Origin of the sequence: Streptomyces sp. NPDC058295 (genome assembly GCF_042880655.1) — a bacterium.
GTDB lineage: Bacteria > Actinomycetota > Actinomycetes > Streptomycetales > Streptomycetaceae > Streptomyces > Streptomyces coriariae.
In genome coordinates, this window is record NZ_JBHVYO010000001.1 from 299591 (window position 1) to 311299 (window position 11709).

General features: G+C 74.1%; 13 protein-coding genes. 6 read left to right on the plus strand and 7 right to left on the minus strand.

Annotated elements, in window-relative coordinates:
* Positions 1-117: 117 nt before the first annotated feature.
* Positions 118-1053 (minus strand): helix-turn-helix domain-containing protein, encoded by a 936-nt coding sequence (locus tag ACFVYS_RS01315; RefSeq protein ID WP_389497672.1) that lies wholly within the window; start codon positions 1051-1053, stop codon positions 118-120.
* Between the two features lie 50 nt (positions 1054-1103).
* Here ACFVYS_RS01315 and ACFVYS_RS01320 point away from each other — a divergent pair, with 50 nt between their 5' ends.
* On the plus strand, positions 1104-1346 hold the full coding sequence (locus tag ACFVYS_RS01320) for a TetR/AcrR family transcriptional regulator C-terminal domain-containing protein (protein ID WP_389497674.1): 243 nt from the start codon (positions 1104-1106) through the stop codon (positions 1344-1346).
* Between the two features lie 140 nt (positions 1347-1486).
* Here ACFVYS_RS01320 and ACFVYS_RS01325 read toward each other — a convergent pair whose 3' ends face one another.
* Entirely contained in the window at positions 1487-2395 is a 909-nt protein-coding gene (locus tag ACFVYS_RS01325; RefSeq protein ID WP_389497676.1) for a LysR family transcriptional regulator, read from the minus strand.
* 87 nt (positions 2396-2482) lie between these two features.
* Here ACFVYS_RS01325 and ACFVYS_RS01330 point away from each other — a divergent pair, with 87 nt between their 5' ends.
* Genes ACFVYS_RS01330 through ACFVYS_RS01345 form a run of 4 tightly spaced genes read left to right on the plus strand, consistent with a single transcriptional unit; the run spans position 2483 to position 5731 of the window.
* The gene (locus ACFVYS_RS01330; protein ID WP_389497678.1) at positions 2483-3472 is read left to right on the plus strand and encodes an EamA family transporter; all 990 of its coding nucleotides are present in this window, start codon (positions 2483-2485) and stop codon (positions 3470-3472) included.
* A gap of 5 nt (positions 3473-3477) precedes the next feature.
* A complete protein-coding gene (aroA, locus tag ACFVYS_RS01335; RefSeq protein WP_389497680.1) occupies positions 3478-4749 on the plus strand; it encodes a 3-phosphoshikimate 1-carboxyvinyltransferase in 1272 nt (423 codons plus the stop codon).
* A complete protein-coding gene (locus tag ACFVYS_RS01340; protein ID WP_389497682.1) occupies positions 4746-5378 on the plus strand; it encodes a GNAT family N-acetyltransferase in 633 nt (210 codons plus the stop codon). The genes aroA and ACFVYS_RS01340 overlap by 4 nt, the downstream gene beginning before the upstream one ends.
* On the plus strand, positions 5375-5731 hold the full coding sequence (locus ACFVYS_RS01345) for a hypothetical protein (protein WP_389497683.1): 357 nt from the start codon (positions 5375-5377) through the stop codon (positions 5729-5731). The genes ACFVYS_RS01340 and ACFVYS_RS01345 overlap by 4 nt, the downstream gene beginning before the upstream one ends.
* A gap of 16 nt (positions 5732-5747) precedes the next feature.
* Here ACFVYS_RS01345 and ACFVYS_RS01350 read toward each other — a convergent pair whose 3' ends face one another.
* Positions 5748-6686, minus strand: coding sequence for a LysR family transcriptional regulator (locus ACFVYS_RS01350; protein ID WP_389497685.1), 939 nt, complete (start codon positions 6684-6686; stop codon positions 5748-5750).
* Between the two features lie 168 nt (positions 6687-6854).
* On the opposite strand from ACFVYS_RS01350, the gene ACFVYS_RS01355 reads away from it, so the two are divergent.
* Positions 6855-7469 (plus strand): RBBP9/YdeN family alpha/beta hydrolase, encoded by a 615-nt coding sequence (locus tag ACFVYS_RS01355; RefSeq protein ID WP_389497687.1) that lies wholly within the window; start codon positions 6855-6857, stop codon positions 7467-7469.
* Here ACFVYS_RS01355 and ACFVYS_RS01360 read toward each other — a convergent pair.
* From ACFVYS_RS01360 to ACFVYS_RS01375, 4 genes are all read right to left on the minus strand, one after another.
* Complete coding sequence (locus ACFVYS_RS01360) at positions 7456-8820, minus strand: MFS transporter (protein ID WP_389497689.1); 1365 nt, start codon at positions 8818-8820, stop codon at positions 7456-7458. The two genes, ACFVYS_RS01355 and ACFVYS_RS01360, sit on opposite strands and share 14 nt — an antisense overlap.
* Positions 8821-9274: 454 nt before the next feature.
* Entirely contained in the window at positions 9275-10063 is a 789-nt protein-coding gene (locus ACFVYS_RS01365; RefSeq protein WP_389497691.1) for a sugar phosphate isomerase/epimerase family protein, read from the minus strand.
* Between the two features lie 55 nt (positions 10064-10118).
* The gene (locus tag ACFVYS_RS01370) at positions 10119-10502 is read right to left on the minus strand and encodes a hypothetical protein (protein ID WP_389497693.1); all 384 of its coding nucleotides are present in this window, start codon (positions 10500-10502) and stop codon (positions 10119-10121) included.
* Complete coding sequence (locus ACFVYS_RS01375) at positions 10499-11545, minus strand: LacI family DNA-binding transcriptional regulator (RefSeq protein ID WP_389497695.1); 1047 nt, start codon at positions 11543-11545, stop codon at positions 10499-10501. Before ACFVYS_RS01375 ends, ACFVYS_RS01370 begins: the two co-directional genes overlap by 4 nt.
* Positions 11546-11709: the final 164 nt, after the last annotated feature.

An 11709-nucleotide genomic window follows, 5' to 3' on the forward strand; every position in this document is an offset into this window, starting at 1 on the left:
GCGCAGCCGTGAGCGGCTGATGTCCGCCTTCGAGGCGGACGACGACCGGGCGCGCGGAGAGGCCATGCCCTCGGACGAGCGCCTCCTGACCGGCAAGGGCCCCCCGCCGCGTTTCCGTCAAGCGTCGGTCCTGGCTTCGCGGGCCGCGAAGGCGGCCGGGGTGAGGCCGGTGCGGTCGCGGAAGAAGCGGCCGAAGTTCGCGGGATCGGTGAAGCCGAGGTGGACGGCCACGGCCCGGGCGTCCCATCGGGCCCCTCCCAGCAGGCGCCGGGCTTCGAGGAGGCGGCGTTCGTCGATGAGTTCGCGTACCCCCTTGCCGGTGGCGTCCCGGGCGGCGCGGCTGAGGGTGCGGACCGAGCAGCCGAGCAGCTCGGCGTAGTCCGCGGCTTGGTGCAGTTCGCGGAAGTGCAGCTCCAGGGCGTCCAGGAAGCGTCCGTACCTGTCGGCGCGGCCGGTGCCGGCCGTGGCCGTGCCGGTGGGGGCGATGCCCGGGGAGTTGGCCAGGCGCAGCAGCAGCGATTCGAGCAGGCTGCGTCGCAGGGCGTGGTGGACGTCGAGGGGGCGGCGCCCCAGGGCACGGTGTTCGTCCAGGAGCTGGAGCGCCGTCTGCCGGAGCCAGGCGGCGTCGTCGGCGTGCGGGCTCAGCACGGCAGGGGCGTCGTGCGCGGTGAGCGGGGCCAGCAGACGGGCGATGTCGGGCCGCAGTACATCCGGTTCGAAGAGGATGAACGGGCCGCGGGCGGAGCCGGGAGGGTGCCAGCACAGCGTGTGTCCGGGACGCACCCAGAGCCACTGGCCGGGGGCGACGGTCCGCGTGACGTGGTCGACGTCGTGCCGCAGCTCGCCCTCGGTGACCGCGATGAGGTAGTGGAAGGTGGCGCGGCCCGGACGGGGCGGGCTCCACGGCCAGTCGTCGTGCTGGACGAAGAAATCCTCGATGGTGTTCACCTCCAGGCCGTACGGAGTACCGACCGGGGGCTGGAAACCGTACAGCGGAACCGCGGCCGGTACGGCCTGTCCGCCCGGCCTGAGGTGTCGCTTGTCGACCATCACGTGTCCGCAGCCTACCGCCCTTCTTGTCGGCGTCGAGGGAAGGATGGGACGTGCCGCCGCGACCGCGCGGCGCGCCCCCCGCCTCCTTCGACGCCGTAACAAGACCTCCCTGGACCGACGGACGGACGCAGCCGGCATCCGCCGTCGCCGAACAGTTCCTCGGCATGATCTGCGGCCAGCTCCTGTGGCCCCAACTCGTACGGACCGACTTCGTCCCGCCCGACCCCACCGACACCACGGTGGTGGACGAAGCCGTCGCCCTCATGCGCACCCGCTATCGCGCCCGATCCTGAACTCCGGACGCGTTGGCTGCACACGCGCGCCACCCCTCCCCGTTCAGCCCCCGGTCCACGAAGTCGTCGCGGTTCTCGACGCCCCTGTGGGCCCGGGGCCGCCGATGGCGCGTGGCCCGACGGCCGTGGGCCCCGGGTGGTCAGTGCGCCGATGCCCTCGGCCACTCCTCCCGCAGTACCCGCACCGCCTCCGCGATCGCCGGGCGCCGGGCCGCCCCCGTGCGCCACAGTGCGTACAGCCGTCGTACGGGCGTCGGGTCGAGCGGGACCTCCACGACCCCGGCGGGCAGCGGGCCGCGTCCGAGGCGGGGGATGAGCGCGACCCCCAGACCGGCGGCCACCAGGGCGACGAGGGTCGGATTCTCCTCGGCCGTGTGGACGAGGTCGGGCTCGTGCCCCGCCGCCCGCAGCGTGCGCACCAGCCAGTCGTGACAGACCCGGCCCGGCGGCTGGCAGATCCACCGCTCACCGCCCAGCTCCTCCCGCCGTACACCCGTCCGCCCCGCGAAGGGGTGCCCCTCGGGCACCAGCAGATCGCAGGCGTCGTCGCCGATCACCGCGTGCTCGACCCCCGCCGGGGCGGGCAGCGGCGCGATGTCCCAGTCGTGCGCGACGGCGAGGTCGACGGCCCCCTTCGCCACCAGGTCCACGGACAGGTGCGGGTCGACCTCGGTGAGCCGGGCGTCCAGTGCCGGGTGCCGACGGGCCAGGTCGGCGAGGACGGAAGGCAGCAGTCCGCGCGCCGCCGAGGCGAACGCGGCGATGGTCAACCGCCCGGCCGGCACCCCGCGCCGCTCCTCGAGCCCGGTCTCGGCCCGCTCGACGATTGCCAGCAACTCCTTCGCCGTGGCCGCGAGTTGGAGCGCCTCGTCGGTGAGCCGGATGCCGCGCCCCGCCCGCTCCAGCAGAACCGTGCGGGTCTCCCGTTCCAGCTTGGTGATCTGCTGGGAGACCGCCGACGGGGTGTAGCCGAGGGCGGCGGCCGCGGCGCCCACGGTGCCGTGGACGGAGACGGCGTGCAGGGCGCGCAGGCGCTGGAGATCGAGCACCGGGAGTCCAATCGGTAGCGTTCCTTCATCCCACCATGCAGCAATCATCGCTGGTGCTTCACGGTCCTGGCGGGTGATCCTCGGCGCATGCGCCCCGCCCACCTCGCCCTCGCCGTCCTCGTCGCCGCCGTCTGGGGCGTGAACTTCGCCGTCGTCGAGATCGGCCTCGGTCACTTCCCGCCGCTGCTCTTCTCGGCCCTGCGCTTCCTGGTGGCGGCCCTGCCCGCCGTGTTCTTCGTGGGCCGCCCCAAGGTGGCCTGGAAGTGGATCGTGGCGGTGGGCCTGGTGCTCGGGGTGGCGAAGTTCGGGCTGCTGTTCGTCGGCATGGACGCGGGCATGCCGGCCGGCCTGTCGTCGCTGGTCCTCCAGATCCAGTCGGTGTTCACGGCCGTCATCGCGTTCGCGGTGCTCGGCGAGCGCCCGACCCGGGTCCGGCTGCTGGGCATGGCCGTGGCTCTCGCCGGGATCGGGGTGGCCGCGGCCGACGAGGGCGCCTCCGGTTCGCTCGGCGCGTTCGCGCTGGTCGTCGCGGCGGCGGCCTGCTGGGGCGCGTCGAACGTCCTCACCCGCAAGGCCTCCCCGCCGGACCCGCTGAACTTCATGGTGTGGGTGAGCACGGTCCCGGTGCTGCCCCTGCTCGCCCTCTCCCTGCTGACCGAGGGCCCGTCGCGGGACCTGGCCGCGCTGCGCGCGCTGGACTGGCAGGGCGCGGGCACGGTCGGCTACGTCGCCTGGGTCACGACGGTCTTCGGCTTCGGTGCCTGGGGCTGGCTGCTGCACCGCCATCCGGCGTCCACGGTGGCCCCCTTCTCCCTCCTGGTCCCCGTCTTCGGCATGACGTCGGCCGCCCTGTTCCTCGGCGAGCCGGTGAGCGGCCTGCGCTGGTGCGCGGCGGCGCTGCTGGTGGGCGGGGTGGCACTGACCTCGCTCGCACCCGCGGGGAGAGCTGCCCGGCAGGCCGCAGGGGAGGCCGCCCGGCCCACTCCCGAACCCGCCGTTCAGCCGGAGGGAACCGTCCCGACTCCCGTCCATCTCGTGGACGTACCGGCAGTGGAGCGGACTCGCGCGGGATCATGAGGGGCATGGCCCTCGTCGACATCCCCGGTTCCAAGTCCCTCACCGCCCGCGCCCTGTTCCTGGCGGCGGCAGCCGACGGCGTCACCACCCTGCAGCGTCCCCTTCGCTCCGACGACACCGAGGGCTTCGCCGAGGGCCTGACCCGGCTCGGCTACCGGGTGGGACGGACACCGGGCGCCTGGCAGGTCGACGGCCGCCCGCAGGGCCCGGCGCTCGCCGAGGCCGACGTCTACTGCCGGGACGGCGCGACCACGGCACGCTTCCTGCCGACCCTCGCCGCCGCGGGCCACGGCACGTACCGCTTCGACGCCTCCCCGCAGATGCGCCGCCGCCCCCTCCTCCCGCTCACCCGCGCCCTGCGCGACCTGGGCGTGGACCTGCGGCACGAGGAGGCGGAGGGCCACCACCCGCTGACCGTGCGGGCGGCCGGTGTCGAGGGCGGGGACGTGGTGCTGGACGCCGGTCAGTCCTCCCAGTACCTGACCGCCCTCCTCCTGCTCGGCCCGCTCACCCGCACCGGCCTGCGTATCACGGTCACCGACCTGGTCTCGGTGCCGTACGTCGAGATCACGATCGCGATGATGCGGGCGTTCGGGGCGGAGGTGGGGCGCGAGGGGAACACCTATGTCGTCCCGCCGGGCGGCTACCGGGCCACGACCTACGCGATCGAGCCCGACGCCTCCACCGCGAGCTACTTCTTCGCGGCGGCCGCGGTGACCGGCGGCGAGGTGACCGTGCCGGGCCTCGGCGAGCGCGCGCTCCAGGGCGATCTGGGATTCGTGGACGTACTGCGGCGGATGGGCGCCCGGGTGGACGTCGGCGCGGACCGTACGACCGTGTCCGGGACCGGTGAACTCCACGGCGTCACGGTCAACATGCGGGATATCTCCGACACCATGCCGACCCTCGCCGCGATCGCCCCCTTCGCCTCCGGACCCGTCCGCATCGAGGACGTGGCGAACACGCGGGTGAAGGAGTGCGACCGCCTGGAAGCCTGCGCGGAGAACCTCCGGCGGCTGGGCGCCGAGGTGGCGACCGGCCCCGACTGGATCGAGATCAGGCCCGGCGCGGCCGGTTCCCGTGCGGGCGGTTCCCTCACCGGCGCCGACATCAAGACCTACGGCGACCACCGCATCGTCATGTCCTTCGCGGTGACCGGACTGCGCGTCCCCGGAATCTCGTTCGACGACCCCGGCTGTGTCCGCAAGACTTTCCCCGGATTCCACGAGGCGTTCGCGGAACTGGCGAAGGTACTGCGGAAGGACAGCGACGGGTGAGTTTCAAGCTGGAGGGACCGGTCCTCGAAGGCGCGCTGGTGCGCCTGGAACCGCTGGAGCACCGGCACACGGCCGAGTTGGCGGTGGCGGCGGAGGAGAACCGGCAGACGTACGACTTCACCTGGGTGCCGAGGGCGCACGAGGTCGGTGAGTACGTCGACGCCCAGCTCGCCCGCGCGGCGACCGGCAGACTCGCGCCCTACGCCCAGATCTCCCTCGCCTCCGGCCGGGCGGTCGGCGCGACCTCGTACTGGGAGCCGCGTTCCTGGCGGAGCGACGAGCAACTGGACGCCGTCGAGGTCGGGTTCACCTGGCTGGCCGGTTCCGCCCAGGGCACCGGCATCAACGCCGAGGCCAAGCTCCTCCTCTTCCGGCACGCCTTCGCACGGTGGCGCGTCTCCCGGGTGGACCTGAAGACGGACGCCCGCAACACCCGCTCCCGTGCGGCCATCGCGAGCGTCGGCGCCCGCTTCGAGGGTGTCCTGCGCAACTGGTCCCGCTCCTGGGCGCCGGGTGAGGACGACCGCCTGCGCGACTCCGCGATCTTCTCGATCACGGCGGAGGAATGGCCGCGGTGCGAGCGGCGGCTGGTGGAACGGGTGGAGGGATACCTGCCGCGCGCGCGGTGAGTGCCGCCAGGAACGCGGCACGGCGGTTCGTCCGGCCGGGGGAGATGCTGTCCTCGGCGCTGGAAACCGTCGTCACGGCCGGCAGCGCGCTCCTCTGGTACGCCCTCGCCGTGCTCCTGTACCTGGAGAACCAGGCGCGGGAGCCCTGGGACCCGGACCTTCCCCGCGAAGGCCCCTTCTTCCTGCTGGCCCACGTGGCCGGCGCGTCGCTGCTGCTCACCCGGGCGCTGCGCGCCCTGCCGGCCGGCCGCACCGGTCGGCTGGGCGGCGTCCTCGACCGGGTGGCCCTGGCCCGGGGGGCCGCGGTGGCCGTGATCTGGGTGACGCTGGTCGTCATCGCCGTCGTCATCTGACCCGAGCCCCCGGGGGTCATGCCGGCGGGCGGGCGGCAGCCCTACGCAGTTCCTCCCGCACCGCCGCGACCACCGGATCCCGCTCCGCCCCGGCCCGTACGGCGACGAAGACGTTCCGGGACGGCGGCTCGCCCTGCGCCGGGCGCAGCACCAGTTCCCGGTGGGCGTACAGCGACCGCACCAGCCGGGGCACCAGCGCCACGCCCTGCCCCGCCTCCACCAGACCCGCCAGCGCGGCCCAGTCGTTCACGTCGTGCCGGATGTCGGGCGTGAACCCGGCCGCCGCACACACCGAACGGGTCACCGCCCCGCAGCAGCTGAGGGCGTTGCCGACGATCCAGACGTCCGTGGCCAGCTCCCGCAACGGCACCTCGGCGCGCTCCGCGAGGGGGTGGTCGGGCGGGAGGGCGATGTCCAGGACGTCCGTCAGCAGGTCCTCGCGGGTGTAACGGCGGTCGGTGTGCGGGGGAGCGGCCGCGAAGTCGACGGCGACGGCCACGTCGACCTGCCCGCCGTCGAGCGCGGTGAACAGATCCGGCGGCTCCGCCTCCACGACGTCCACGCGCAGGTGCGGAAGCCGGTTCCGCAGCCCTCGCAGCGCGGCCGGCAGCAGCCCCAGGATGCCGCTGGAGAAACAGCCGACGGTGACCGAACCCCGCCCGCCCTCCCCGTACACCGCCAGGTCGGCGCGGGCCCGCTCCAGTTGGGCGGCGATGACCTCGGCGTGCGCGAGCAGGACTCGGGCCTGACCGGTGAGGCGTACGCCCCTGCCGTCCCGTTCCGTGAGCGGTACGTCCAGATCGCGGGCGAGGGCGGCGAGCTGCTGGGAGACGGCCGAGGGGGTGAGATGCAGGGCCTCGGCCGTCCGCGCGAGGCTGCCCCGGCGCTCCAGCTCGCGCAGGACGGTCAGGCGGCGCAGGTCGATGGAGAACGCGGCCTCCAGCGGCCGGCCCACCGGCTGACTCGCGGCCCGGCCCGAGGGCGGGCTCGCCGACGGACTGGACGGCGCGTGCGACGGCGGGGTCGAAGGCGGGCTCGACGGCTGGATTAAGGGCTGGCTTACGGGTTCCACCGGGAAAGATTAACTGGACCTTGTGGGACAGGGTCGTAAATCATCGGACCCATGACCACAGGCCTGACCACGCGTTCCTTTCTCATCCTCCACGGCTGGCAGAACCACCGTCCCGAGGGCCACTGGCAGCACTGGCTCGCGGCCCGCCTCGGCGAACTCGGCCACGAGGTCGTCCACCCGCAGCTGCCCGACCCGGACGACCCCGACCTGGAGGTGTGGCTGACCGAGCTGGTCCGTCACCTCGACGGGCTCGCCGCGGGCTCCGAGCGGGTGGTCGTCGCCCACAGCCTCTCGGTCCTCCTGTGGCTGCATGCCGTCGCCCGCGACCTGCCGGGGCTCGCGGGCGTCGACCGGGTGCTGCTGGTGGCGCCGCCGTCCGGCTCGGTCCTCGCGCGTCATCCGGAGGTCGAGGGGTTCGCGTTCGCCGAGGGCGCCCTCGAACGGTGGTTGGACGGCCGCACGCTCCCGCACCCCGCCCGGCTCGTCGCGGGGGACGACGACCCCTACCTCCCGGAAGGCGTGCAGGCGGCCTACGGCGATGTGCTGGGCCTCACCGCCGAACTCCTCCCGGGCGCCGCCCACCTCGACCTGGACGCCGGATACGGCTCCTGGCCGTCGGTGCTGGAGTGGTGCCTGGACGGAGCGGCGAAGCTCACGGTGCGGTAGCGGGCGGCGCGGTGGAAGGCGGCGCGCCGGCCGGTGGGGTGGTGGCAGCCGGCGTGGCGGGAGGGGCGGCAGGTGGCGGGGCGGGGGCGGCGGCCTGCCGGTCCGGGGGCTGCGGGTCGGTGCCGCCCGTGCGGCGGCTCCGCAGCTCCGGGGTCGTCGTCCCCACCGCGGTGACCGCCGCCAGGCACATCAGCCCGCCGGTGATCAGCGCGGTCGTGCCCGAGGTCCAGCCGGCCACCACACCGCCGCGCAGGTTGCCGAGGTTGGGCCCCGCCTGGCCGACGATCGTCTCGGCCGCCGTCACCCGGCCCAGCAGGGCGTCCGGGGTACGGGTCTGCACGATCGTGGCCCGGGACAGCACCGCCACCGAGTCCGCCGCACCGGCCACCGCCAGCATCCCCAGGCCCGGCCAGGCGCTGGTCGTCAGGCCGAAGAGGGCGAGGGCCGCGCCCCAGACGCCCGCGGCGCAGAGCATCACCGGGCCGGGGCGGGCGAGCCGGGTGACCGGTCCGGAGAGGGCGGTCGCCGCCACTCCTCCCACGGCGAGCGCGGACAGGAACAGACCGAGCGTGCGCGGGTCACCGCCGAAACGTTCCTCGTTGACGAGCGGGAACAGGCTGGCCGGCATCGCCAGCACGGTGGCGGCCAGGTCGACCAGCAGCGCGCCGCGCACCGCCCGGTGACCGGTCAGGAAGCGCAGGCCGTCCAGGACGCCATGGACGCCGGGGCGGGACTTCTCGCCCTCGGGCGGCAGCGCGGGCAGGCCGTAGGCGCCGTAGAAGGCCATGCCGAAGGTGAGGGCGTCCACCAGGTAGCACACGCCGACGCCCCACCAGCCGAGCACGACACCGGCGACGGCCGGGCCGAGCAGCATCATCGCCTGGCCGGTGACCTGGTTCAGGGCGAGACCGGCGGCGACCTGGTCCTTGGGCAGCAGCCGGGGCAGGAACACGCCCGCCGCGGGCGCGCCGATCGCCCCGAACGACGACTGCACCGCCACCAGGGCCAGCACGACGGCCACCGGCACCTGCCCGGTGAAGCCCTGCACGGCCAGCAGGACGGAACAGCCCGCCGAGCCGACGGTGCTCAGCAGATACGCGCGGCGCCGGTCGGCCCGGTCCACCCAGGCGCCCGCGAACAGCCCGACGCCGATCAGCGGCAGCGCCTGAGCGAGCCCGACCGCGCCGCTCCAGACCGAGCTGTGGGTCGTGTCCCAGACCTGGTACATGACGGTGACCATGGTCATGAAGGCACCGAGCGTGGACACCGTGCGCCCGATCAGCAGCCGCCGGAAGACGGGGGAGGAGCGCAGCGGACGAACGTCGACCAGGGCCCGGGACAGAAGACTCATGACGGAACGACGGCGCCGCACGCCGCTGGCTGCTGATTCACGGCGCGGAGGCTAACCCGCACACCGCCCGAAGTGCCACCCGATTACCCGGCCCCACCTGCCCCACCTGCCCCACCTGCCCCACCTGCCCCACCTGCCCCACCTGCCCCGCCTGCCCCGCCTGCCCCGCGGGGCAGGCGCGTCGGCCGCTGACCTCGTCGTCGGGCCGCTCCCCTGCCGGGAGCCGGCCGCATGCGGGCCGGATGCGGGCCGCCCTACTGCCGAACGCCCGGCGGATGCCCTCCGGGTGCCGGCCGGATCCCAGGCCGTGCACCCTGTCGCCCGTGCTCTGCCGGGTGCCGGCCGGATCCCAGGCCGTGCACCCTGTCGCCCGTGCTCTGCCCGGGACCGGGTCACACACCCTGCCGAGCGCCCGGCGTATGCCCTGACCGGCCTCGGCCCGAAGGCCCGACTCTCACGCGGAGTCGTTCAGGAGCCGTCCGAGATGTTCGCGCCCGGCGGTCAGCAGTGGGGGCAGTGGCTCGGCGTTCTCGTACCAGCGCCGCTCGTACTCCCAGCACAGCCATCCGTCCCAGCCGTGCCGGGTCAGGACCTCGACGCAGTCGGCGAGCGGCAGCACCCCGGCGCCGAGGGCCAGCGGGGTGCGGTCCTCGGCCGAGGCGATGTCCTTGACCTGCACGTATCCGAGATACGGCGAGAGCGCCGCGTAGGTCTCCTGCGGCTGCTCGCCGCCCAGCCAGGTGTGCATGACGTCCCACAGCGCACCCACCTGCCGATGTCCGACCAGGCCGAGCACGCGGATGGCGTCCGCGCCGGTGCGGTGCGAGTCGTGGGTCTCCAGCAGGATGCGTACGCCGAGGTCGGCCGCGTACTCGGCGGCGGTGCCGAGCCGCCGGGCGGCGATGGCGTCGGCCTGCTCGTCCTCGCCGCCGGGGAAGACCCGGACGAAGGGCGCCCCGAGGTCGCGGGCGAGGTCGACGAGCCCCCGGATCTCCTCGATCACGGGCTCGTCGTCGCCCGGTGCGGCGACCCGTGGGTAGCCCGCGAGCCCCAGGATCTCGACGCCGGCCGCCTTGAACGCGGCGGCGGCGTCAACCCGTTCGTCCGGACTCAGCCCCGGATGGACCGGCTCCTCCGGATGGGCGCGCAGCTCCACGCCGTGATACCCGTGCGCGACCGCGAGCCGCAGCACCTCGGGCAGGGGAACACCGGGAACACCGAGGGTGGAGAAGGCGAGCTTCATGGTCACCACTGTCACCCCGGTACGGGGTTCGGGTCCAGTGGGGGCCGCCGAAGACTCACCCGGGGGCGCAGGCGCGGAACCGGCGCAGCAGCTCCCGTCCGGCCGGGCTCTCCGCCTCGAAGTCCTGGTGCCGCTGCTCCTCCGTGACGTCACGCCCCCAGACGCGGGCTCCGTTGCACCGGAAGCAGAACGCGATCTCGAAGAGCGGCTCGGGATCGGTGTCGTCGTAGGCGCGGATGCCCCAGCCGGGGAGGAAGCAGCGGTACTTCGGGCTGTCCGGAAGTTCTCCGACCAGGTGCAGGAGCTGCCGTACCTCCTCCCCTGCCCAGACCTCGACGACGTCACCGGCCAGATCCCGCGAGGTGAGGTGCCTGGCGGGATCGCCGATCCGGACGACCTCGATCAGCTCGGCCCGGTCGTGCGCGAGGGGCAGCCTCACTCCCGCGGCACTCCGGAGGACCCCCGCACCATCAACTCACCGCGTACCGTGGCGATCCCGCCGGGCGGCGGCTCCTCGCGGCCCATGGCGATGCGCCCCGCCCGCGCTCCCGCCTCGGCCAGCGGCAGCCGCACCGTCGTGAGGGAGGGCACCACGTCGATGCTGAAGGGGAGGTCGTCGAAGCCGGCGACCGAGACGTCGTCCGGGATCCGCAGGCCGGAGTCGCGCAGCGCCGCGCAGGCGCCCAGGGCGACGGAGTCGTTGGCGGCGACGACCGCCGTCAGGGAGGGGTCCCGGCGCAGCAGTTCCAGCGTCGCCTCGTAGCCGGCCCGGCGGTCGTACCGTCCGTGCACGGTCCAGCGGGGGTCCTCCTCGATGCCGGCCGCGGCCAGCGCCGCCCGGTGGCCCTCCAGCCGGTGCCGGGTGGTCGTCCGCTCCTCCGGGCCCGCGATGTAGCCGAGCCGCCGGTGCCCGAGTCCGATCAGATGCTCGGTCAGTTCCCGTCCGCCCCCGCGGTTGTCGAAGGTCAGCGCGATGGCCGTGGTCTCCGGGGCCAGCGGCCGGCCGCACAGCACGATCCGCGTCCCGGCCTCGCCGAGTCTGCGCAGTTTCGCCGCGACCGCCGCCGCGTGCGGCTCGTTCTCCATGGCTCCGCCGGTCAGCACCACGGCCGCGGCGCGCTGCCGCTGAAGGAGCGTCAGGTAGGTCAGCTCGCGCTCCGGCGAGCCCCCGGTGTTGCAGACCACCGCGAGCCGTTCGCCGCCGGCCCGTCCGCCCGGCCCCCCGATCTCCGACTGGATCGCACTCGCCATGATCCCGAAGAAGGGGTCGGCGATGTCGTTCACCAGGATGCCGACCAGGTCGGACGTCGCCGCGGCCAGCGCGCTCGCCGGCCCGTTCAGCACGTAGTCCAGCTCGTCGACCGCCCGCAGCACCCGCTCCCTGGTGGTAGCGGCCACGGGGTAGTTCCCGTTCAGCACGCGCGACACTGTTGCGGGCGAGACCTGCGCGCGGGCCGCCACGTCCGCCAGGGTCACCGTCATCTCGTCTGTCCTCCGGTCACGCATCTCGTCGTACGTCGTCGTACGCCCTGGTAGACAGCTGCCTCGATGGCTTGGTTCCGGGCGTGTCGAGCAGACCTTACGGCCCAGGACCCCCGCTGTTCGCCCCCTCGAACAACTCGAGATGGACACGGTCTTGTCCGGAC